Source organism: Bacteroides sp. An51A, from assembly GCF_002161565.1.
Taxonomy (GTDB): domain Bacteria; phylum Bacteroidota; class Bacteroidia; order Bacteroidales; family Bacteroidaceae; genus Phocaeicola; species Phocaeicola intestinalis.
Map to the genome: position 1 here is coordinate 472,151 of NZ_NFIC01000001.1, position 23,529 is coordinate 495,679.

Annotated in this window: 21 protein-coding genes and 3 tRNA genes; 8 read left to right on the top strand and 16 right to left on the bottom strand. The window is 46.8% G+C overall.

Annotated features, from left to right (window positions below):
• Positions 1 to 75: 75 nt before the first annotated feature.
• From B5G04_RS01830 to B5G04_RS01845, 4 genes are all read right to left on the bottom strand, one after another.
• Positions 76 to 300: a DUF3098 domain-containing protein gene (locus B5G04_RS01830; RefSeq protein WP_087211202.1), complete on the bottom strand. Its 225-nt coding sequence runs from the start codon at positions 298 to 300 to the stop codon at positions 76 to 78.
• A gap of 109 nt (positions 301 to 409) precedes the next feature.
• On the bottom strand, positions 410 to 1,279 hold the full coding sequence (locus B5G04_RS01835; protein ID WP_022040378.1) for a permease-like cell division protein FtsX: 870 nt from the start codon (positions 1,277 to 1,279) through the stop codon (positions 410 to 412).
• Entirely contained in the window at positions 1,276 to 2,181 is a 906-nt protein-coding gene (locus B5G04_RS01840; RefSeq protein WP_022040379.1) for a class I SAM-dependent methyltransferase, read from the bottom strand. Before B5G04_RS01840 ends, B5G04_RS01835 begins: the two co-directional genes overlap by 4 nt.
• Before the next feature lie 239 nt (positions 2,182 to 2,420).
• Entirely contained in the window at positions 2,421 to 2,852 is a 432-nt protein-coding gene (locus tag B5G04_RS01845) for a DUF3592 domain-containing protein (RefSeq protein ID WP_087211189.1), read from the bottom strand.
• Positions 2,853 to 3,331: 479 nt separating this feature from the next.
• Here B5G04_RS01845 and B5G04_RS01850 point away from each other — a divergent pair, with 479 nt between their 5' ends.
• The 4 genes from B5G04_RS01850 to B5G04_RS01865 all read left to right on the top strand — a co-directional run bounded on the left by B5G04_RS01850 (position 3,332) and on the right by B5G04_RS01865 (position 8,501).
• Positions 3,332 to 3,844: a hypothetical protein gene (locus B5G04_RS01850; RefSeq protein ID WP_087395434.1), complete on the top strand. Its 513-nt coding sequence runs from the start codon at positions 3,332 to 3,334 to the stop codon at positions 3,842 to 3,844.
• Between the two features lie 131 nt (positions 3,845 to 3,975).
• Positions 3,976 to 6,810 (top strand): leucine--tRNA ligase, encoded by a 2,835-nt coding sequence (leuS, locus tag B5G04_RS01855; RefSeq protein ID WP_087395437.1) that lies wholly within the window; start codon positions 3,976 to 3,978, stop codon positions 6,808 to 6,810.
• A 93-nt stretch (positions 6,811 to 6,903) separates the two neighbouring features.
• Positions 6,904 to 7,800, top strand: coding sequence for a YitT family protein (locus B5G04_RS01860; protein WP_013618261.1), 897 nt, complete (start codon positions 6,904 to 6,906; stop codon positions 7,798 to 7,800).
• 113 nt (positions 7,801 to 7,913) lie between these two features.
• Entirely contained in the window at positions 7,914 to 8,501 is a 588-nt protein-coding gene (locus tag B5G04_RS01865; protein WP_087395442.1) for a non-canonical purine NTP diphosphatase, read from the top strand.
• Positions 8,502 to 8,794: 293 nt separating this feature from the next.
• On the opposite strand, the gene B5G04_RS01870 is transcribed toward B5G04_RS01865, so the two are convergent.
• From B5G04_RS01870 to B5G04_RS19580, 4 genes are all read right to left on the bottom strand, one after another.
• Positions 8,795 to 9,406, bottom strand: a complete 612-nt coding sequence (locus B5G04_RS01870; protein WP_022040384.1) for a polysaccharide deacetylase family protein — start codon at positions 9,404 to 9,406, stop codon at positions 8,795 to 8,797.
• 108 nt (positions 9,407 to 9,514) lie between these two features.
• The gene (locus B5G04_RS01875; RefSeq protein WP_087395445.1) at positions 9,515 to 12,847 is read right to left on the bottom strand and encodes a DUF2723 domain-containing protein; all 3,333 of its coding nucleotides are present in this window, start codon (positions 12,845 to 12,847) and stop codon (positions 9,515 to 9,517) included.
• A 418-nt stretch (positions 12,848 to 13,265) separates the two neighbouring features.
• Positions 13,266 to 14,627, bottom strand: a complete 1,362-nt coding sequence (gene nhaA, locus B5G04_RS01880) for a Na+/H+ antiporter NhaA (protein WP_204246987.1) — start codon at positions 14,625 to 14,627, stop codon at positions 13,266 to 13,268.
• Between the two features lie 226 nt (positions 14,628 to 14,853).
• Positions 14,854 to 15,108: a hypothetical protein gene (locus B5G04_RS19580; protein WP_158100014.1), complete on the bottom strand. Its 255-nt coding sequence runs from the start codon at positions 15,106 to 15,108 to the stop codon at positions 14,854 to 14,856.
• Positions 15,109 to 15,246: 138 nt separating this feature from the next.
• Here B5G04_RS19580 and B5G04_RS01885 point away from each other — a divergent pair, with 138 nt between their 5' ends.
• From B5G04_RS01885 to B5G04_RS01895, 3 genes are all read left to right on the top strand, one after another.
• Positions 15,247 to 16,119 carry a zinc ABC transporter substrate-binding protein gene (locus B5G04_RS01885; RefSeq protein WP_087395448.1) on the top strand — a complete coding sequence of 291 codons (873 nt, stop codon included), beginning with the start codon at positions 15,247 to 15,249 and terminating at the stop codon, positions 16,117 to 16,119.
• The gene (locus B5G04_RS01890) at positions 16,116 to 16,823 is read left to right on the top strand and encodes an ATP-binding cassette domain-containing protein (RefSeq protein ID WP_022040389.1); all 708 of its coding nucleotides are present in this window, start codon (positions 16,116 to 16,118) and stop codon (positions 16,821 to 16,823) included. The genes B5G04_RS01885 and B5G04_RS01890 overlap by 4 nt, the downstream gene beginning before the upstream one ends.
• A gap of 87 nt (positions 16,824 to 16,910) precedes the next feature.
• Positions 16,911 to 16,984, top strand: a tRNA-Ala gene (locus B5G04_RS01895).
• A 164-nt stretch (positions 16,985 to 17,148) separates the two neighbouring features.
• On the opposite strand, the gene B5G04_RS01900 is transcribed toward B5G04_RS01895, so the two are convergent.
• From B5G04_RS01900 to prmC, 8 genes are all read right to left on the bottom strand, one after another.
• Positions 17,149 to 17,234 (bottom strand) — tRNA-Leu (locus tag B5G04_RS01900).
• A 19-nt stretch (positions 17,235 to 17,253) separates the two neighbouring features.
• Positions 17,254 to 17,326, bottom strand: a tRNA-Gly gene (locus B5G04_RS01905).
• Between the two features lie 195 nt (positions 17,327 to 17,521).
• On the bottom strand, positions 17,522 to 18,862 hold the full coding sequence (argH, locus tag B5G04_RS01910; protein WP_087395451.1) for an argininosuccinate lyase: 1,341 nt from the start codon (positions 18,860 to 18,862) through the stop codon (positions 17,522 to 17,524).
• Positions 18,863 to 18,981: 119 nt separating this feature from the next.
• Entirely contained in the window at positions 18,982 to 19,407 is a 426-nt protein-coding gene (locus B5G04_RS01915) for an SRPBCC family protein (protein WP_087211796.1), read from the bottom strand.
• A 231-nt stretch (positions 19,408 to 19,638) separates the two neighbouring features.
• On the bottom strand, positions 19,639 to 20,274 hold the full coding sequence (pyrE, locus tag B5G04_RS01920; RefSeq protein WP_013618064.1) for an orotate phosphoribosyltransferase: 636 nt from the start codon (positions 20,272 to 20,274) through the stop codon (positions 19,639 to 19,641).
• A 97-nt stretch (positions 20,275 to 20,371) separates the two neighbouring features.
• Positions 20,372 to 21,061 carry a ComF family protein gene (locus B5G04_RS01925; RefSeq protein WP_087211799.1) on the bottom strand — a complete coding sequence of 230 codons (690 nt, stop codon included), beginning with the start codon at positions 21,059 to 21,061 and terminating at the stop codon, positions 20,372 to 20,374.
• Complete coding sequence (locus B5G04_RS01930) at positions 21,045 to 21,524, bottom strand: regulatory protein RecX (protein ID WP_022040399.1); 480 nt, start codon at positions 21,522 to 21,524, stop codon at positions 21,045 to 21,047. Before B5G04_RS01930 ends, B5G04_RS01925 begins: the two co-directional genes overlap by 17 nt.
• The gene (gene prmC / locus B5G04_RS01935; protein ID WP_087395454.1) at positions 21,521 to 22,363 is read right to left on the bottom strand and encodes a peptide chain release factor N(5)-glutamine methyltransferase; all 843 of its coding nucleotides are present in this window, start codon (positions 22,361 to 22,363) and stop codon (positions 21,521 to 21,523) included. Before prmC ends, B5G04_RS01930 begins: the two co-directional genes overlap by 4 nt.
• A 38-nt stretch (positions 22,364 to 22,401) precedes the next feature.
• Here prmC and ribD point away from each other — a divergent pair, with 38 nt between their 5' ends.
• The gene (gene ribD / locus B5G04_RS01940) at positions 22,402 to 23,472 is read left to right on the top strand and encodes a bifunctional diaminohydroxyphosphoribosylaminopyrimidine deaminase/5-amino-6-(5-phosphoribosylamino)uracil reductase RibD (protein ID WP_022040401.1); all 1,071 of its coding nucleotides are present in this window, start codon (positions 22,402 to 22,404) and stop codon (positions 23,470 to 23,472) included.
• Positions 23,473 to 23,529 lie beyond the last annotated feature (57 nt).

The following is a 23,529-nucleotide window of genomic DNA, read 5'->3' on the forward strand; positions in this document are numbered from 1 at the left end:
TAACTACTTTTAATTCCTGATTCACATTATATTTAGTTGTCTATTTGCAAATAGCAAGCCGAAGTAGTAACAAACTTATCCTTTCGGTTTGCGCAATATACCATAAATCATTGCGATAAATCCTATAAAGCAAACTACCGGTGCCACCTTGATACGTCGCGCACTGAAAATGTCCGGTTCGAATGTAGTTTCGGTAGAACCCGGTCCTGACATCAGCAAGAAACCGATGATGATTACTACCATCCCTCCTGCCAATAACAGGAAGTTAGTCTTGTCAAAAGCAAATTTTCTTCTATCCATAATTTGTTCTTTTATAGAAATAATAAAGAAACCTGAAGAGTGGAAAAAGTTGGAGACCATTGGAAATGGCATGAAACTTACACTCTCCTTTTAATTTCTTTACCTTCTCCTAATTATAATATAGTTCATTGGTCTTCATCCGCAAATAACGGTTAATGGAAATCCATGCACAAAATGTCGTTATCACTACCCCGAACAAGAATACCGCCCCCATCACCACCAACATTACCCCAGGGGTTATTACCGCCAGCAAATCGGGTTCATATCGTACCAGTGCATACGCTGCTGCAACCAGTATCCCGTCGGCTATCACTCCAGCCAGGATACCTACCCATACATTACGTACCAAAAAAGGACGACGGATAAAAGCCCAGCTTGCTCCTACCAGTTTCATGGTATTGATAAGAAAACGTTTGGAATAAATGGTAAGCCTGATGGTATTGTTTATCAATGCAAATGATATCAGCGTAAGCAGGGCAGCAAGCCCTAGCAATACCACACTGATTTTACGGATGTTACGGTTGACCGCATCCAGCAGGTCTTGTGGATAGTTGATTTCGATGACACCCTTTTCCGAAAGAATTTCGTCCTTTATCCAGGCAATGCTGTCCGAATTGGCATACTCCGCATTCAGCTTTACTTCGATAGAAGCCGTAAACGGATTGTAACCTAAAAACTCAGCTGGGTCGGTTCCCATAGCTTCCGATTGCTCCTGCAATGCCTGTTTCTTTGAAATATAATCGGTTTGCTTTACGTAAGGCTTGGCGTTCAGCCTGTTCCGGAACTGTAATATGTCGGGGTCTTTCATATCATCGCTTATCAATACAGAGAAAGCTATATTCTCGCGTACATATACAGATAAGTTGTTTGCTGCCAGCACGAAGAAAACCACCGTTCCCAGCAACAACAGGACCAACATGGTGCTGATGCTGGAGGTAATGAACTGCATATCTATCAATGCTCCCGATTTTTTGCTCATGCCTTCACTTTTTTCTGAAACACATATATCATCGAACTGCTCCGTTCCTTTTTCACTAATGAAGCCAGACCGGCTTCCATTCCCTTCAGCATCCCTTTTACGAAAGGAAAACTGCTTTTCCGATACTTTTCCGAAAGCATTGATACGTAAAATGCATCAAACGGCATCGGATGACGTTCGGTCAAGATGAACCCATGCTTGGCTCCGAACTGCTGTATGACAGACGGAGCAAAGTGCCACAAATGACGCGGCACATCATATGCCGCCCACATTTCCTTATAAAAACGGGCGTCAAACGAAGTTGGGTTAGGTACAGCTACAACCAGAATACCCCGGTCGCTCAGCAGGGAATAAATCCTCTCCCACGTTTCATTTAAATTCTGCAGGTGCTCCATTACGTGCCATAATGTCACCACGTCAAATGAACCGGTTTCGTATGCCGGCAAAGCTTCAGGAGCATTCACTTCCAATCCGAAATGTTCACGCGCAAAAACTCTTGCCTGCGGACTTTTCTCGATAGCCGAAACCCGCCATCCGCGTCCAGACATAAAGTGAGGAAAATACCCTGTTCCTGTGCCGATGTCAAGCAAACGCCCCCGGCTCAGTCCGCAACACCGTTTGATAAGTCGTGCCTTACGGCGCAACATGTATTGACGCACACAATGGTACAACCGGTTAGCAAGTCCCTTGCGCGTATCGGTATGCGAAATATAATCGGGCGACTCGTAATAACGTCCTATCTCACTTTCATCGGGCACATCCTGCGTGAAAAGGAATCCGCACGATGCACACCGGCAAATGTCGAACGGTTCATTTGTGGCATAGTGATCGGTACAAGTCATCACCTTCTCCAGTTGGTCTTTGCCGCATAACGGGCACGTATCTATATGCAGTCTGTTCACTTTATTCCCTAATTTGGTGCAAAATAACAAATAAATCGGGTACGAATACCTATCTGTTAAGCTTCTTTAAGGATATTGGGAAAAAGCGGAAAACATTTGTCTGGCCTACTCAGTCTGCACCGTTTTCTTCCGGCATCTTGTTTTCGGGCTTTTCGATGCCGTCTGCCGTGGCTCGTTCTTCCATAGTTGAACCGAGCCAGTACGGGACAAGTGCCCGGCATTATCCTCTTTTACAACATCTACGATGCTTTCGTGCCTTTCCGCTTTTCCTTGCGCAACACGAAGCCTATCCATGCGATGCCCAGCCCGCCCACACTGAAGAACCCGTGCAAGCAGCCTTCATGTACGGGGAAACGTACCTCACGCACATATTCCGGATTGTAAAGCAAGGCAATCTCCCCTCCTTCGCGTATGCCGAACGTCAGATAGACTTCCTTTGAGGTGTACATCTCGCCGAACTCCACCGTTTCGTAGCGCACATCGACACGATGTTCCCACCGCATCTTGCGGTACTTGTACACCCGTTCCGACTCTATCCGTTCCACTACTCCGCGGGCAGGATTCCAGTCTTTCACTATCATGCCCAGCGAAATGAAGCCGCCTATTCCCAGCGCCAGCATCACAAAGCCGATAAGGAAACAGGCTACGTAAGCCATATCATGAGATTTCATAAAGCCTCTTGTTCGTTTACATTCACGAGGGTAAATATAAACAAAAGTACACACATAAGCAAACATGTGCATAAAGATATTGTCAAAATACCAACAACCTGCCAATCCCTTTCCGCACAAGGCTATACACATCCGGCAAAGCAAGCAGTTATTTCAAGTATTTTAACTGGTAAGAACTATAGTTTCACCATGATAAAACTGCCGTTTTAACCTGTTAAAACTCCCTGAAACTACAGCTTCCTTATGCAACACATGCTTCTGAAGCATGCATAAGAAGCAATTTATCCACACATTCCACTTGACGTTATCCACAAGCTATAAACACCTATAAGAAGGTTTCAACAAGTTTTTCAACTGTTTATTTACCATTTATCAACAAAATTCTTAACCGATAGAAACGCTTGTCTTCTATATTTTTGTATCTTTGTACTGATGAGAAACCGAAACTGAAAAACTGAACTTTTACCATTTACCTGCTTATGAAAAAAATAACGCTCCTTTTCCTGACAAGCTTTTTATTGATTTCGTGCGGAACATTCAAACGCTTGACTCCAGAAGAAATCAAGGCCATGACCACAACACACATCAATGAAAATTATGATCTGGTCTTTTCTTCGACTGTATCGCTTGTGCAATCTCAAGGTTTCCTGATAACCGATGCCGATAAAACGACCGGGTTCATCATCGCATCCAGACAGGAAGACGATAATCTCGCCATTGTCTCTAAAATCCTTTTTGGCAGTGCTACGGAATCTTCTACTGCCCAAGCATCGTTTTTCATTCAAAAATTGCGGGATGACCTGACTGAAGTGAAACTGACCCTTTATCAAGGCTATGTTTCATCAGACCTGATAGGCGAATCGCAAACAGAAACCAAAACCGTCACCAACAGCATTGTAACAAAGCCGAAAGTTTACCAAAATTGGTTCACCGCATTAGAAAAAGAAGTGGAAAGCCGCAAAGCAATGATGCAACAATCTTCAGACAACTGACCGGTATTCTCGTTTCTTTCCCTCACTTCAAACTCTTCCGCCCTTCATTCGTTGCAAATAAAGGATTTCTTTGTATCTTTGCGCAGCTTATAATATAAGGTGTAAAATCAAAATCACAACACAATATCATCATGGAATATAATTTCAGAGAGATCGAAAAGAAATGGCAACAGAAGTGGGTAGAACAGAAAACCTACCAGGTTACCGAAGACGAATCGAAACAGAAGTTCTACGTGCTGAACATGTTCCCTTATCCTTCGGGAGCGGGACTTCACGTAGGCCATCCGCTGGGATACATCGCCAGCGACATCTACGCAAGATACAAACGCCTGCAAGGCTTCAATGTGCTGAACCCGATGGGATACGATGCCTACGGGCTTCCGGCGGAACAATACGCCATCCAGACCGGGCAGCATCCTGCCATCACAACCCAGAACAATATCAACCGCTACCGCGAGCAGCTGGACAAGATAGGATTCTCGTTCGACTGGGACCGCGAAGTGCGTACCTGCGACCCTAAGTATTACCACTGGACGCAATGGGCTTTCCAGAAAATGTTCAACAGCTTCTATTGCAACACCTGCGGCAAGGCACAACCCATCGAAAAACTGATAGAGCACTTCGAAAAGCAGGGTACCGAAGGGCTGGACGCAGCTTGCTCGGAAGAACTGAGCTTCAGCGCCGACGAATGGAAGGCAATGAGCGAAAAGCAGCAACAGGAAACGCTGATGAACTACCGCATCGCCTACCTGGGCGAAACCATGGTAAACTGGTGTCCGCAACTGGGTACGGTGCTGGCAAACGATGAAGTGGTAGACGGTGTAAGCGAACGCGGAGGCTATCCCGTAGTGCAGAAGAAGATGCGCCAGTGGTGCCTGCGTGTGTCGGCATACGCAGGACGCTTGCTTGACGGACTGGACCACATCGACTGGACCGACTCTTTGAAAGAAACCCAACGCAACTGGATAGGTCGTTCGGAAGGTACGGAAGTGCGGTTCAAAGTGAAAGACCGTGACCTCGAATTTACCATCTTCACCACCCGTGCCGATACGATGTTCGGCGTGACCTTCATGGTACTGGCTCCCGAAAGCGAACTGGTTCCGCAAGTCACTACCGACGGACAGCGTGCCGAAGTGGAAGCTTATCTGGACCGTACCAAAAAACGTACCGAACGCGAACGCATCTCTGACCGCCGTGTGACGGGTGTATTCAGCGGCTCGTATGCCATCAATCCTTTCACGGGCGATGCCGTACCTATCTGGATTAGCGACTATGTATTGGCTGGCTACGGAACCGGAGCCATTATGGCGGTACCGGCACACGATAGCCGCGACTATGCTTTTGCCAAGCATTTCAACCTCCCCATCGTTCCGCTGGTAGAAGGATGTGACGTAAGCGAAGAAAGCTTCGATGCCAAGGAAGGTATCGTATGCAATTCGCCGAAAGCCGGTGTAACGCCTTATTGCGACTTGAACCTGAACGGCCTGACCATTAAGGAAGCCATCGCCGCTACCAAGGAATATGTGAAAGCACACCACTTGGGACGTGTAAAGGTGAACTACCGCCTGCGCGACGCTATCTTCTCGCGCCAGCGTTATTGGGGCGAACCGTTCCCGGTATATTACAAGGACGGCATGCCTTACATGATTGACGAAAACAAGCTTCCGCTGGAATTGCCCGAAGTCGACAAGTTCTTGCCTACCGAAACTGGCGAGCCTCCATTGGGACACGCTACAAAATGGGCTTGGGATGTAGAGAAAGGCGAAGTGGTAGAGAATACGAAGATAGACAACGTGCATGTATTCCCGCTCGAACTGAATACCATGCCGGGCTTTGCCGGTTCGAGTGCCTATTACCTGCGCTACATGGACCCGCACAACGATAAAGCACTGGTATCGGAAAAGGCAGACCGCTACTGGCAGAACGTAGACCTCTACGTAGGCGGTACCGAACATGCTACGGGGCACCTTATCTATTCCCGCTTTTGGAACAAGTTCCTGTTCGACCTCGGCGTAAGTGTCAAGGAAGAACCGTTCCAGAAACTGGTGAACCAAGGCATGATTCAGGGACGGAGCAACTTCGTATACCGCATCAAGGATACCAACACCTTCGTCTCTCTCGGCCTGAAAGACCAATACGACGTGACACCTTTACACGTAGACGTGAACATCGTGACCAATGACGTGCTCGACATCGAATCCTTCAAGAACTGGCGTCCCGAATATCACGATGCCGAATTCATCCTCGAAGACGGCAAGTACATCTGCGGCTGGGCGGTAGAGAAGATGAGCAAGTCGATGTACAACGTGGTGAACCCCGACATGATTGTCGAGAAATACGGAGCCGACACCCTGCGTATGTACGAAATGTTCCTGGGTCCGGTAGAGCAGTCGAAACCTTGGGACACGAACGGCATCGACGGTGTGCACCGCTTCCTGAAGAAACTCTGGAACCTGTTCTACGGACGTCAGGGCGAGTTCCTGCCTACGGAAGGCGAAGCTACGAAAGAAGAACTGAAGTCTATCCATAAACTGATAAAGAAAGTTACGGGCGACATCGAGGTCTTCTCATACAATACCTCTATCAGTGCCTTCATGATTTGTGTCAATGAACTGACCGCGCTGAAGAGCCGCAACAAGGCAGTGCTGACCGACCTCGTCATCCTGCTTGCTCCCTTCGCGCCTCACCTTGCCGAAGAGCTTTGGGAAGCGTTGGGACACGGCACCACCGTATGCGATGCCCAATGGCCTGCATGGAACGAAGACTACCTGAAGGAAGACACGGTGAAATATACCATCTCTTTCAACGGGAAAGCACGTTTCACCATGGAATTCCCTGCGGATACCGACAACGATACCATACAGGCAGCGGTAATGGCGGAAGAGCAATCGCAGAAATGGATTGAAGGCAAGACTCCGAAGAAGGTCATCATCGTGCCGAAGAAAATCGTAAACATCGTGTTATAAATAAAAGAAACGCAGATTAACGCAGATTTCCGCAGATTAAAAATAAAAAAATCTGCGTCAATCCGCGTTAATCTGCGTTTAAACCAATTATCTATGGAGTTAGCATTAATCAAGAAGATAAGCCGCGAGTCGAAAGATTACCTTGCCATTACGTTCGGGCTGGTACTCTATGCGCTGGGCTGGGCGATGTTCCTGCTCCCCTACCAGATTACGACGGGAGGCGTGACGGGTATTTCCGCCATTATCTATTACGCCACAGGAGTAGAGATACAAGTATCCTACTTCATTATCAATGCCATATTCTTAGGCTTTGCCCTGAAAATACTGGGACCGAAGTTCAGTGTAAAGACCGTATATGCCATCTTTATGCTGACCTTCCTGCTCTGGCTCTTCCAGTGGCTGCTGAAAGACGATGCCGGACACCTGCCCCAACTCCTCGGACCGGGACAAGACTTCATGGCATGTGTCATCGGAGCCGGCATGCTTGGATTCGGTATCGGCATCGTGTTCTGCAACAACGGAAGCACGGGCGGCACCGACATCATCGCCTGGATTATCAATAAATACAAGGACGTGACGCTGGGACGCATGATGATGTATTGCGACATCGTCATCATCTCGTCATGCTATTTCATCTTCCACGACTGGCGGCGCGTGCTCTTCGGCTTCTGCGTGCTCTTCATCATGAGCATCGTGATTGATTATGTCATCAACAGCGCACGCCAGTCGGTGCAGTTCCTCATCTTCTCGCGCAAGTACGAAGAGATAGCCGAAGGCATCTCCACCCGGATAGACCGCGGTGTCACCCTGCTTGACGGGCAAGGATGGTACAGCAAACAGAATATCAAGGTAGTAGTGGTACTGGCAAAAAAGACCCAGTCGCTCGACATCTTCCGCCTCGTGAAAGACATCGACCCCAACGCTTTCATCTCGCAAAGCAACGTCGTAGGCGTATACGGAGAAGGATTCGACAAGCTGAAAGTGAAATAAAGGAGTTAAGGAGTTAAGTCAATAGTTTTGTTTGTGATTTGTTATCTAAAGTATTGGCTTAACTTCTTAACTCCTTAACTTCTTAACTCCTAAAAAATAAACCCACCAACGCAATGAAAAAGAAACTCGTTTTTGCAACCAACAACGCGCATAAGCTCGAAGAGATACGCGCCATCCTCGGCGACAAGCTGGAAATATTGAGCCTGAACGACATCGATTGTCACGCCGATATTCCTGAAACCGCCGATACCCTCGAAGGAAACGCCCGCCTGAAAGCCGGATACATCTACCTGAACTACGGCATGGATTGCTTTGCCGACGATACGGGACTGGAAGTGGAAGCCCTCGGCGGCGCACCGGGCATCTATTCAGCACGCTATGCCGGAGGCGAAGGACATGACTCGGAAGCCAACATGCGCAAATTGCTTTCCGAAATGGAAGGAAAGGAAAACCGCCGTGCCCGCTTCCGCACCGCCATCTGCCTCATCGAAAGCGGCAAGGAGCACCTGTTCGAAGGCATCGTGCAGGGCAACATCATCGAAGCACGCCGCGGCACCGCAGGCTTCGGCTACGACCCCGTCTTCCAGCCCGAAGGCTATGCCGAGACATTTGCCGAAATGGGAAACGAAGAAAAGAATAAAATCAGCCACCGTGCCCGTGCCGTGCAGCAGCTGGTGGAATACTTACGCTCTGAAAACTAAAATGCGGCACCGATGTAGGTGTGTCAATCGCTTCTTGACACCCAATTCCTCCATCGGTGCGCTATCTTTATTATTGAAGCCTCAATGGGAATGCAAAGATTCATACAGACATGATAACGAATGGCATTTCACAATACAATCCCTGAACAACACGGTAATAGGACAATCAAGTTATAGGATGAAAAGCGTATGTCTGTTTCTGATAAAATGAAGCCTCCTGTTCGCTTCATGCGAACAGATGGGCTACTACAATAACGGGGGAATGAGCATCACCACAATATTCTGCGACCGTGTTATTCGAATACTTTGAATGTGTAGCCTTGTGCCAACAGCCATTCGATAGCACGGGGTAAGGCATACTTCAGGCGCGGCTCAGACTTGATAGAGTCGTGGAAAGTGATGATGGAACCGTTTCGGACATATTTTTTGACCTTGGCAAGCACTTGCGGACCGGTAAGACGCTTGCTGTAGTCACGGGTGACAAGATCCCACATCACGATGCGGTATTTCTTTTTCAATACATGATATTGCACCCAGCGCATATGGCCGTGAGGAGGACGGAAAAGATCTGTATGCAGGTATTCATTTGCCTTGTCGGTATTTGCCAGATAATTCTGGCTCAGATATTCGAAGCCTCGAATATGATTGAAAGTATGGTTCCCGATACGATGGCCTCGTTCTACTACCATACGGAATTCTTCAGGGTGCTTACGTACGTTATCACCCACCATAAAAAAGGTAGCCTTGATGTTATATTTGTCTAATAAGTCGAGTACCCAAGGTGTGATGTTGGGGATAGGCCCATCATCGAAAGTCAGATAAACAGCTTTTTCATTTTTATCCATACGCCATAAAGCACGTGGATAAATCCATCGAAGCAATAAGGGAGGTTGTTCGATAAGCATAACAGTATTTTGAAAGTAATTAATAGTCAACAATGAATAGTATATAACAGGCTTGTTGCATAACTGTTGCTAACTATTCATTGTTAACTGTTAATTGTTAACTATAAACTATTCATGAGCCGGATTAGCTTTTCCTATACGGTTTTCCAGCAAGCCATATAGCTGGTCGAACTGATGACGGTAGCTAGTTGCCGATTCAAGTGGTTTACCGTTTTCATCCTTCAACTTTTCAAGCGCTTTGCAGACATCGTCTAAGATGGTATAGTGGCGTATGCACTCTTCGTACGAACTGGCCAAACGTATATCGTCAAGGCTCATATACCAAGCAGCATATTCTACCGAATTTTGCGCTAACTGGCAGAGGATATTTTCTGCTTTCCCAGTTTCACCCAGTTTTGCGTAATCATCCGCCATTTCTTTCGAACTGCTGTAGATGTAGTCATGGCGCACCGTAGTGCTCGGAATCACTTTTTCGCAATAATCAAGAACTTCCAATGCCTTGTCGTTCTTGCCTTCTTTTATCAATTGGGAAGCCAATTGAACGAACATACGGCGGTGCGTATCGCACATACGGAGCACGGTTTCATCCAAATAGATATCCGGATTATCAATGCCGCCGAATTTGAACTTGTGCATCAGGTTATCGTACATCTTTTCCGAATCAATACGCCGTCCTAGTTTGGCGTTGTCGAACGGAGTGATGCGGTATGCCAAACCTTCTTGCAGGAAGTTATTAGTCAGGTTCAGATGATTTTCCTGACCTACGGTAATCGCCATATACATCGGACGTTCCCAGTTGGTATTGGCAAGCATTTCCAGCATCATCAGTTCGCTTTTGTATAGTACGCGTTTGCCTTTCAGTGAGATGTGCATATAATCAGGAATCGAATCGGGAGTAAGCATACCCGAACGTTTAATTGCTTCTTTGTCCAGCTTGATGACAATGCTGTCCGTCGGAATCATTTGCAAGCCTTCCTTCGGCGAACGTACCCAATATTTCAGGATATTCTTCAGTTCGTATGGATTGTCACCGAACTCTTTCTTCGCTTCTTCGGGATATTGCTTGTAATAATTGTTGATAGTTTCCATTGCATCGGGACGTACATAAACCGCTTCGTTGTGTCCTTGTACGTAGTCGATACGCTCCCAGTCTATAGGAACGGAAGGTGAGTCGTATGCCGGACGACGCATTTGGTCGATGTACCAATCGGTCTGCAGATAGCTCAAGTTGCATACACGCACATCCGTACGGAAACCTTCGGTCTCTTGATTGTACCACAAGGGGAATGTGTCATTGTCACCGTTGGTGAAAATTATCGGTTTACCATCGGTTTGCACGGAATTTAAATAGTTTTGTCCGAAGTCGCGGCACGTATAACGTCCGCTCCGGTCGTGGTCATCCCATGTCTGGCTTACCATTTGTAAAGGAACAAGCAGACATACCACGCCGGCAAGAATAGCCGATGGTTTCTCGCCTAACTTCTTCTTTAGCCATTCGGCGATAGCTGCTACTCCCAGACCTATCCAGATGGCAAAAGCATAGAAGGAAGCTGCATATGCATAGTCACGTTCACGTGGTTGTTGCGGTGTCTGGTTCAGGTAAAGCACAATGGCAAGTCCCGTCATAAAGAACAGGAAAAATACAATCCAGAACTGCTGGATGCCCCGTTCGCCCCGATAGGCTTGCCAGAACAAGCCGATTAGTCCCAGTATCAAAGGCAAACAATAAAACACGTTGTGCCCCTTATTATTTTTCAAATCGCTTGGCAATAAAGTTTGGTCACCCACCAACATCTTGTCGATGAACGAAATACCGGTAATCCAGTTGCCGTGCTCGATTTCGCCCTGACCTTGAATATCGTTCTGCCGTCCGGCGAAGTTCCACATAAAGTAACGCCAATACATATAATTCAACTGGTAGATGAAGAAGAACTTGATGTTATCCCATTGGGTAGGTATCTTCACCATCAGCATTTCCCCACACTGGTCGTATGGGACCTGACGACCTTCTACACCTCCTAACCAACTTTCGTAGGCCGCTGCATGATCCGAACTATACATGCGAGGGAATATCATGTTTTGTGCATACTTGTATTCGCTCTTGTGGCGTACGATTTCATAACTGTCTTTCTCGTCCGGACGCTCTTTTTCTTTACGCTGATAGACAGGTGCACCTTCTGTCATGGCATATACACAGCCCCCATCGACTTCTTCGAGTGCCATTTTCGAAGCATACGTCTGTCCGTAGAAAAGTGGGCGCGTACCGTATTGTTCACGTCCCAAGTATTCGCCCAAGGTAAAAATGTCTTCAGGCGAATTCTGATCCATCGGCGTATTTGCCGATGAACGGATAACGATAACGGCGTATGAAGAATATCCCACCACCATCATCATCATGCAAAGCAAGGAAGTATTAAGCGTGCGGGCACTGACTTGATATTTTTCAGGAAGTTTGGCAAACAGGTACAATGCCAGAACCGCCAGTACGATAATGCCGATAAGCACACTGCTCCATCCATGTCCGTAGAAGGGGATACCCAACAATCCTACAGTGGTAAGGAAAGAAATGTTCATCCGTTTCCGGCTACGTACGGTATAGCTTTCGTATACACCCCATATAAGGCTGGCCGCCAAAAGGATGATATAAATAATAAGTCCGGTATTGAACGAGAATCCCAAACTGTTGACAAACAGCAGTTCGAACCAACCACCTATTTTCACGATGCCCGGTACGATACCATAAAGTACTACGGCTATCAGTATCATCGAACCAACCAGTGCCATCAAGCTTCCTTTCAGGTTGGCATTGGGATTCTTTTTATAATAATATACCAGTACAATGGCGGGAATACAAAGCAAGTTCAGCAAGTGGACTCCGATTGACAAACCCGTCAGATAGGCTATCAGGATAAGCCAACGGTCGCTGTGAGCTTCGTGAGCACGGTTTTCCCATTTCAGAATCAACCAGAACACTACGGCGGTAAAGAGACTGGAATAAGCATATACTTCACCTTCTACGGCACTGAACCAGAAAGTATCGCTCCATGTATAAGCCAGTGCACCCACCAGTCCCGCACCCATGATGGCAATAAGCTTACCGGTTGTCATTTCTTTTTCTTCGGGACAAATCAGTTTTTTAGTAAGGTGCGTAATGCTCCAGAACAGGAACAGGATACATGCTGCACTCATCAATGCGCTCATGATATTTACCATGACCGCCACTTGCGATGGGTCGCTGGCAAACTGGCTGAACAAGTTGGCTGTCAGCATAAAGAAAGGTGCGCCAGGGGGATGGCCTACTTCCAGTTTGTATCCGGTGGTGATAAACTCGGGACAATCCCAAAAGCTGGCAGTAGGTTCGATAGTCATGCAGTAAGTAAATGCTGCAACAAGGAAAGCGAACCAGCCTACCAGATTGTTGATCTTGTTGTACTGTTTCATTCTTAAGGTTTCATTTTTGTATAATTGCCGCAAAGATAGTGAATTTCACCGCAGGGCAGGTAAGAGTAGGATAGTTTTTCGTTTTTTTATAGAAACTGTTTTGAATTTATCGCTTGGCGATTTAGAATGATTCCCAAACACACCTGATCACGCCCGAAAACGGCACATTAAGCCTAAAAACTTTTTATGAATGCCCGCAATTAGTCAATCCGCCGGAGTTGAAATACTGTATTTGCCGATGTAGTATATATTCATTTTTCAGGGGGATGTATTGACAGTTTGCGGACATTCATTTTTTATATTTTTTTCTGGATTTCTTCGTGCATTCTGTGTAGTGTTCCGTATTCAATGATAATATCAACGAAATGTATAACATCATATCGAGCAAAGTACAATCTTATCAGAATGGCGGTTGGGGCTATGAAACGTCAGGATTATCTGCTCCGGCACTATCTGCTTTCGGCAATGTCAGTTTAAGCATCGCATACCCCAGGATGCCTGCCAATACCGTACCTGCCAGCACTCCTAACTTTGCCTGACCCAGCAATACCTCATCAGTTGCCCCAAAGGAAAGATTGGCAATAAAAAGCGAAACGGTAAAGCCAATACCGCCTAATAATGCCACTCCCGCTGTATTCCGCCAGTTCATCCCTTGCGGCAAAGAAGTGACACGCAAGCGTACAGCCAACCACGTAAAGGAATAAATCCCCACAAACTTACCCACTACCAAACCTAATACTACGGCATACGTCACTATGCCGGCTATCTCTCCGCCTCCTCCCGAAAGCGTAATGCCTGCATTGGCAAAGGCGAAAAGTGGCATAATCAGGTAGTTCACCATTCCATGCATACGGTCTTCCATAAACTGGAGAGGCGAAATCACCTTGTCGGAAGCCGACTCAATACTTTTTAATGCATCTATCTGATTCGGAGTAAGAAGAATACTGCTCTTGTCGAAATGCGGGAATTCGGCAATGTTCTCACGGATGCGCGTGATGTATTTCTTCACGTTCAGGCACGGGATGGAAGGAATCGTGAACGCCACCAGCACACCTGCAATCGTAGCATGCACGCCCGACTGAAGGAAAAGATACCACACCGCAATACCTGCCACGCAATAAAACGTGCGCGACATAACCTGCATCCGGTTAGCTATCAGCAGGATAACAAGAACCGCAACCGCAGCCAGCAAATATCCTCCAGCTAAATGAGACGTATAGCAAAAGGCGATAACCAGAATGCCTCCAATGTCATCGACTACGGCAAAGGCGGTCAGGAAAATCTTCAGGCTCAGGGGCACACGCTTACCGAACAGGCTCAACACGCCCAAGGAAAATGCGATATCAGTCGCCATGGGTACCGCCAGGCCTCCTTCGGCAGGCGTTCCGGCGGTCATCGCAAAATAAATCGCCACGGGGACAATCATCCCTCCCACCGCTGCGATGATGGGAAGCAACGCCTGGCGCAGGCTGGAAAGTTCGCCTACCAGCACTTCACGCTTGATTTCCAATCCCACGGAAAAGAAGAATACCGCCATCAAGGCATCGTTGATGAACGCCATCAGCGTCAGAGGTTCACTGTGATGGCTGAACAGGTTGAATCCGCCTACCTGTAAAGCTACAGGATAATTCCAAAAGGCATGGTAAGCTTCCGCCCATGGCGAATTGGCTATCACCATTGCCAGCACGGCTACAACCATCAGCACCATACCACCATTGACACGATGTTTCAAAAAGCTCAAGAATGCATAATCGAAAGTCTTCATCATCGGATTACTCATAAAATTTACTGTTTTATTGTGTAAAAAATAAGAAACGCATGACTGCCTTGCTTGTAAGATTATTAATCTTCATGCCGAAAGATTATTAATCTTCACGCTGTAAGATTATTAATCTTACAACCGATGCAGCTATATGCCGGAGAGAACGATGCTTGCTTGTCATGCCGGATTTGTAATCATGAGTGGCACTGACAACAGGAGTGACACCGGCAGTGTGCATTCCATATTAAAGTACAATTTCACACCATTCAAAGTATAAAACAAAAATACGCCTTATTTTGTTTAGCTGCAAATGGAAATAGCGTAAACAATGAGAAGCTGTTTTGAATTTCTCCAAAAAGTTTTTCTTGGTTTGATGTATCCGTTTTCGTGCGTGCTTTGGGCGATTTTTGGGTCCTTTTCGCTCCTGTTCTTTGTCAGATAGCCCGCTATCTTCCTCATCACAGAAGCGAAAATGCCTCAAAAACTCATCCCAAATCATCGCACGATAAATTCAAAACAGCTTCTGAAAAAATGGAATTTATTATCCAACATTTCGTAGAGTACGCATTCTTTTCTGTTTTGTTCGCATATCTGAACAAGATTCTGTATTTTTGCAACACAAACAAGAAACAGACACATGAAAACGTACATCATTTTTTTACTTATCCTATTGTTTACTGCGTGTGGAGGAAGTAAAACGCAGAAGCCTGCCGAGGAGAAACCGATACTTACCGTCAGTATCGAACCCTTGCGTTATTTTGCTGAATCCATTGCGGGCGAGCATTTCCATATAATCAGTATGGTACCCGAAGGCAGTAGCCCGGAAACTTACGATCCTACTCCACAACAATTGGTCGAACTGAGCCGAAGCCGCGCCTTCCTGCGTGCCGGATACATCGGCTATGAACTCGCTTGGGCTGATAAATTAAAGCAAAATGCCCCAAACGTCCCTTTTTTTAACTTATCGGATGGCGTTACCCTGATACACGAAGAAGAAAAAACAGAGCATCCCCATGCAGGAGGTGTCGAGCCGCATACATGGAGTTCCATCAGTAATGCTTATACAATATCAGCCAACATTTGCCGGGCACTTTGCCAAATAGACCCGGAAAATAAAGAATATTACATGACCCGCATGACCCGGCTGGGTACTAGGCTAAAGCAGATAGACGAAAAAATATTGGCTTACCTGAACGGCGGTGAACGCACGTTCTTGATTTACCATCCTGCACTCTCTTATTTCGCACGCGATTATGGATTGACACAAATCAGCATCGAAGAAGGAGGCAAAGAACCTTCGCCCGCCCAACTGAAGACATTAATCAACCGATGTAAAAAAGAAAATGTACGGACCATCTTCGTACAAAAAGAGTTTGATACACGCAATGCGGAAGCAATAGCCCGTGAACTAAATTTGTCCCTCATCCGCATCAACCCGCTGAGCTACAGATGGGAAGAAGAAATGTTGCATATAGCTCGCACGTTATCCAAATCCGATGAAATGCCATGACAGTTTCATTTCCTCTTATCCAATTAGAACATATCTGTGCCGCCTATGACCGCAAACCAGTGCTGGAAGATATAAACCTTACTGTCTGCGAACAAGACTTCATAGGCATCATAGGACCCAATGGAGGCGGAAAGACAACGCTGGTCAAACTCATTTTGGGATTGCTTCATCCTCTGTCGGGAAGTATTCGTTTTTATCAGAATGGCAAAGAGACCTCCGAACTCAGCATGGGCTACTTGCCACAATATACCTCGATAGATAAAAAATTTCCCATATCGGTATACGATGTGATACTTTCCGGCCTAAACAAGCAGAAATCCCTCTTCCGTTCCTTCACAAAAGCGCAACATGAAAAAGTGCGTGCCATGCTCTCCCGCGTGGGACTGGAAGGATTAGAGCAACGTCCTATCGGGCAACTGAGTGGCGGACAACTGCAACGTGCCTTGCTGGGACGTGCCTTGGTCTCGAATCCGCAAATTTTAATATTAGATGAACCGAATACATATATTGACAAGCGATTCGAAACACATCTTTATACACTGCTGGAAGAAATCAACCGCGAACACGCCATTATCTTAGTAAGCCACGACATAAATACAGTGCTTCAACATGCTCAAAATATAGCCTGTGTAAATCACACCCTCGATTATTTGCCAATCAAGGAAGTGACTGGAAAATGGATAGAAGAACATTTCGACCGATAACAATCCATAAAATCAATAAAACAAGGATTTTTAACAATGGGAAAATAAGGAATATACAAGAAATACTCTTATCTTTGCACGCAGAAAGGGGCATTAGCTCATCTGGCTAGAGTGCGACACTGGCAGTGTCGAGGTGACCGGTTCGAGTCCGGTATGCTCCACACATAAAGAGACAATTTCAAAATAAGAATTGAAATTGCCTCTTTTTTATGTTTGCCCGGCGCGAATGTTCTCTCTACCGGTACCTGTCTGTAACATTTCCAGATTTTCCTTTGCGGATAAACAAAAAACGCTTCACAACCTGTCAGTCATGAAGCGTCTTTCGTACCCGAAGCGGGACTTGAACCCGCACAGCCATCACTGGCCAAGGGATTTTAAGTCCCTCGTGTCTACCGATTCCACCATCCGGGCATCCTATTCAAAGAACAAGAGCGGAAAACGAGACTCGAACTCGCGACCCCAACCTTGGCAAGGTTGTGCTCTACCAACTGAGCTATTTCCGCGTTTACGGGTGCAAATGTAGGGAGTTTTATTTTACACTCCAAACATTTTCCGTATTTTCTTTCAAGATGTTTGCTCTTTTCACGTTATTCACCACAGAGGACACAGGGATTTTCAGTTGTCATTTGTACGCGATAAACAGTAGGGGCGTAATTCACCTTTATTAATCTGTGCAATCTGTGGTGAGACGAACAAGCTCAACGCCCCAATAAGGCTTTCTCGGCTTGGGCGACACGCTCGAAATCGAAACCATCCATAACCTGGGCCATCAAGGCTTCGATTTTATCGTTGCATAAGTTCCCGATGCTTCCGGCGTGGGTGTGATGCACCTCCTTGGCATGAGTGAACTTGCCGGCTTCGATGTCCAAGCCTACCTTCTTATAGGCATCACGGAAAGGCATGCCCTTCGCTGCCAGACGGTTGACCTCTTCTACGCTGAACATATACAGGTATTTATCGTCATCCAGGATGTGTTCGTTCACCTTGATACGCTCCATGATGTATGCCGACATCCGCAAGCAGTCCAAGAGTTCCTCGAATGCGGGGAGGAAGACTTCCTTGATAATCTGTAAGTCGCGGAAATAGCCCGAAGGCAGGTTGTTCATAATCATCATAATCTGCTGGGGCAAAGACTGGATTTTATTGCATTTGGCACGGGTCAGTTCGAACACATCGGGGTTCTTCTTGTGCGGCATGATGCTGGAACCCGTGGTGCATTCGTCGGGAAGCTTGACGAAACCAAAGTTCTGGCAACTGAACATACAGGCATCGAATGCCATCTTCGATACGGTTCCGGCAATGCTTGCCAAGGCAAAGGCAACGTTGCGCTCCATCTTACCACGTCCCATCTGCGCATAAACCACGTTGTAATTCATTGAGTCGAAACCCAGCAGGCGGGTGGTCATCTCACGGTCCAAGGGGAACGAAGAGCCGTATCCGGCGGCAGATCCGAGCGGATTGCGGTTGCACATCTTATAAGCGGCTTGCAGGAACAGCATATCATCGACCAGGCTTTCGGCATATGCGCCAAACCAAAGTCCGAAAGAAGAAGGCATGGCGATTTGCAAATGGGTATAGCCCGGCATCAGAATGTCTTTGTAGCGGTTGCTTTGCGCAATCAGAACACGGAAGAGCGTCTCGACCGCCTCAGCTACCTGCTTCAATTGCTCACGGGTAAAGAGTTTCAAGTCCACCAATACCTGGTCGTTCCGCGAACGCCCGCTATGTATCTTCTTGCCTACATCGCCCAGCTTACGGGTAAGCATGAGTTCCACTTGCGAATGTACGTCCTCGATGCCGTCTTCAATCACAAACTCACCTTTCTCTGCGGTTGCATAGATTTGCTTTAACTCTTCCAACAGGACCTTCAGTTCGTCGGGCTTCAGCAGGCCGATGCTTTCGAGCATCGTGATATGCGCCATCGAGCCCAACACATCGTGCTTTGCCAGATAAAGGTCCAGTTCACGGTCGCGTCCTACGGTAAAGCGGTCGATTTCCGCATTTACCTGTACATTCTTTTCCCAAAGTTTTTGTCCCATACGTTATTAAGTTTTTGAGTTCTTGAGTTTGTAAGTTTTTTGAGTTCTTGAGCTTTTAAGTTCCTGAGTTGAAACATACACAAAACACTCCAAACTTAAAAACTCAAGAACTTACAAACTCAATAAGGAATCATCGCAAGCATATCTGCCAGTTTTTCTACCCCTTCTTGCAAAGGCTTCGACACCATGGCTTTCATAAAGGCGTTCACTTCGGCACGGATAGTCACCTTCATCTTGGCTTCCGCTTCGCCTTCCGGAAGGATTTGTATCCACAAGTTCATCGGGATAGGTGTCTTGTCGCCTTCAAACTTGATGCACTTCATCGGCTCGCGTTCCACGATACGGAGCGTAAGGCTGATGCCTTGCACTTTCAAGGTCAGCGAATCCTGGTCGAAAACCAAGTCTTCCACCTTTCCGGGGAATTTTTCTTTCAGTTCGCCCAGCTTCTCACGCACCGAGGCAAGATTGTTTAAGTCAGCCAGTTTTGTATAGACCCGTTCCTGTGTATACGGAACATGTTTCACACTGCTTTCAAATTGTACCATACATTGTATCTAATTGAACACAGAATATTATTTACGATTTTACTATTTACGATTTACTATTTCGATGAATTATAGCAGAACAAAATCGGTTTGCGAAAAATACCGCATGCAGTAGAGACGCCACAATGTGACGTCTCTACTAAAAACAGACTATATTTTCGCATTCTGTTTCTGACTGACTATTATAGTAAATAGTAAATCGTAAAGTCGTAAATAATTTTCATGCTTTATTTATTTTCCCGTCCAATGTGCCGGGTCTTTTCTCCATGCCTGAAGGATAGGAATATCCTGCTCGTCGATGTAATTGGTCTTCAAGGCTGCATCCAATACCGCATTGTAATTGGTCAAGGTAACCAATTCCACTTTTGCCTCTTTGAATGCTTCTACAGAAACATCGAATCCGTATGTGAACGAAGCCACCATGCCGATGACGTTGCATCCGTTCTGGCGGATAGCGTTTACGGCTTTCAGGCTGCTTCCGCCTGTAGATATCAAGTCTTCTACCACTACGACCTTCATACCCGGACGAAGCTCGCCCTCAATCAGGTTTTCCAGACCGTGGTCTTTGGGGCTCGAACGTACATAGACGAACGGGAGGTTCAGTTCCTCTGCCACCAATGCGCCTTGGGGAATGGCTCCTGTAGCTACACCCGCTATTGCATCCACTTCTCCAAACCGTTCCATAATGATACGGCACAACTCCAACTTGACAAAATTGCGCAAGGCAGGATAAGACAATGTCTTGCGGTTGTCACAATAAATAGGGGATTTCCAACCCGATGCCCATGTGAAAGGGTTCGCAGGCTGAATCTTTACAGCTTTTACCTTCAACAATTTTTCTGCAAATAATCTTTCCAAAGCTTTCATAACTTTATTTATCTGATAAATAACGATGCAAAAATATGCAAAACATACGTGAATATGAAATATATAGGGATTTTTTTAATAAAAAGTTAGTAAACTTTCATTTTGTCCACGCCAAAGTGACAATACTGATACGAATGTCTCCGATGGCCGACAAGGCATCAGCACACGCCACCAGCGTAGCTCCGGTAGTAAGTACATCATCGACCAGCAGGATATGTTTCCCTGCCAAAGATGCTGCATCTGCAGTAGCACAAAACAACTCCTGCACATTCAGCCAGCGGGCATAACCGCTCTTATGGGTCTGAGTGGCATTATTCCGAAGACGGTAAATGGCATTCCGGCATACAGGCAAGCCTGTCTTTTCGGCTATGCCGCGCGCCAGAAGCTCACTCTGATTGTATCCCCTCTTTCTTTCACGGGTGCGGAACAAAGGCACAGGAAGCAAGCAATCAATCCCGTCGAAAAAACCTGTAGGCAACAACTCACTCCCTATCCACTCGCCCATCTTTACACAAAGTTTTCGCTGGCCATCATATTTCATCGCATACAAAATACGTGCCACCGTTCCTCCCTTGGCATAATAGAAAAGCGAAGATGCACGTTCTATCGGGAATCGTCCCCAAAAACATTGCTCCATCTCATTTCCTACCTTATTATATAAATGAGTATAAGGCAGCGAAGATGCACAACGAAGGCACACTCCTTCCTCGCCTGACAACAGACGGTTCCCGCACGCCACACAAAGACGAGGGAAAAAGAAATCGCGCAAGTCAGTCCATAAACTCATCTTCTGACACCTGATGGACGTAACGCTTGATTTCGTCTACCGTATACCCTTTTGTCACGGCATAGCGAAGCAACTTCATGGCTCGTTCGTACTCGGTCTTTCCTGTTACCGACTTCCGCTTTTGGGCAAGCACTTCGCGCAAGATGCGGCTATATTCCTCATCGTCTATCTCTTCAAGCCCCGCCGATATATCATCGGAAGGCAAGTGTTTCATCCGCAATGCCTGGATTATCTTGTTTCTCCCCCAGCGTGCGAAGCGATATTTATCGCGCACGAAAGCTTTGCAATAGCGGCATGTATCAATGAAACGGTCTTGTTGAAGCATAGCAAGGATGCGGGCATTTTCTTCTTCAGTAGCTCCCCATTGCTCCAGCTTCTGCGCCACTTCTTCCGGACAACGCTCGGTCCGCACACAATAAGCCTCAGCCTTATTCTTCAATTCGCTTTCAGTATAAATCTTCATGGTCTTTCCGCTTTTACCATACGGTCGTTGCCCGAAAGGTCTTTCCGCAACTCTACGTTCCGATATCCCATGCTTCGGAGTAATTCCACCGTTTCACGCCCGTATGCCTGATTGATTTCATAATATAAAACGCCACTGGAAGACAAATGTTTACTTCCCAGTTCTGCTATTTTCCGGTAAAACAACAAAGGGTCGTTATCGGGAACAAACAAAGCAAGCCCCGGTTCCCAGTCGAGCACATTCCTATCCATACTTGCCTTCTCCTGCTCACGAATATAAGGAGGATTGCTCACCCATATATCTGCATCGGGCATCGCAACTATATGCGAGAGCACATCCACCCGGACGCACTCCACATTCACCCCATTGCGTGCAGCGTTCCGCCTTGCTACGGAAAGGGCTGCTTCAGATACATCCCATGCCAGCACCGAAGAACGAGGTAACAACCGTGCCAACGACACCGCGATGCAACCACTTCCCGTACCGATGTCCAACACCCGCAAACCCTCCTGTGAAGCATAATCGCGGGCTATCCATTCCACCAGCTCGGCGGTTTCGGGACGGGGAACCAGCACGTCATGCGTCACATAAAAAGGATGTCCAAGGAAAAAAGTTTCACCGGTAATGTACTGAAAAGGCTCGAAACGCTTCAAACGGGAAAGAATATCTTCAAGCTTCTCGCGTTCTTTCGTTGAAAAATTCCTATCTTTGCCCGCGTACAAATCAACGGCAGAAAATCCGAACACATCGGTCAGGATTCCTTTGGCCAACGCTTTCACTTCCAAGTCTGGATACAGGCCCGAAAGCGACTGTATAATATAGGTATATAAAGGATGCATAATGCCACAAAGGTACAAAAAGAAAAAAACATACGCTTATGACTACAGACGAAAAATACATAAGCCGCTGCATTCAGTTGGCAAAGAACGGATTATGCAATACGCCTCCCAATCCGATGGTAGGAGCCGTCATCGTACACCAAGGCAAGATTATCGGCGAAGGATACCATGCCCGTTGCGGTGAGGGTCATGCCGAAGTAAATGCCATTGCCTCGGTGAAGGACGAAAGCCTGCTCCACGATTCTACCCTTTATGTCAGCCTGGAACCTTGTTCCCATTACGGGAAGACTCCTCCGTGCGCCGACCTGATTATCCGCAAAGGTATTCCCCGTGTAGTAGTAGGATGCATTGACCCCTTCTCGCTGGTATCGGGAAGAGGTATCCGAAAACTCAGAGATGCCGGCATCGAAGTCAAGACCGGAGTGCTGGAACAAGAATGCCGGGACCTGATTAAGCGTTTTGTGACATTCAACCAGCAAAAACGTCCTTACATTACCCTGAAATGGGCACAATCGGCCGACGGATTCATCGATACCATACGTCAGGAAGGAAAAGCGGTGCGGCTTTCTTCCCCACTCACATCGGCATACGTGCACAAACTACGTGCCGAACATCAGGCAATACTGGTGGGAAGACGCACTGCCCTGCTCGACAATCCTTCACTCACTACCCGCGAATGGTATGGCAAGCATCCCCTACGGCTGGTAATCGACCGCCATCTCTCACTCCCGTCTTCCCTGCACCTGTTCGACGGAAGTACCCCCACGTGGGTGTTCACTTCAGCACCCCAGACAGGAAAGGCCAACCTGACTTTCATTCCTCTCGACTTTGACAAAGACATTCTGCCCCAGATCGCCCGTATCTTATACGAGCATAAAATCCAATCTCTGCTGGTGGAAGGCGGGAACCGGTTGCTCCAGTCCTTCCTTGATGCAGGATTATGGGACGAAACGTATGCCGAACATGTCCCCACCATATTGGGGGAAGGAGTACAGGCACCGTCCATTCCCTGCGGTTTCCCATGCTCTTTCCTGCCAAGAGACCGGTCTGTGATAGCGCACTATGTCAACCGGTACGACAAATTGCCTGATTCGCAGATAAAAAAGTAAAGTTTATCCATAATTTTATATAAAACTTGATATAAAAGTTCCAAGTGGAAAAAAAAC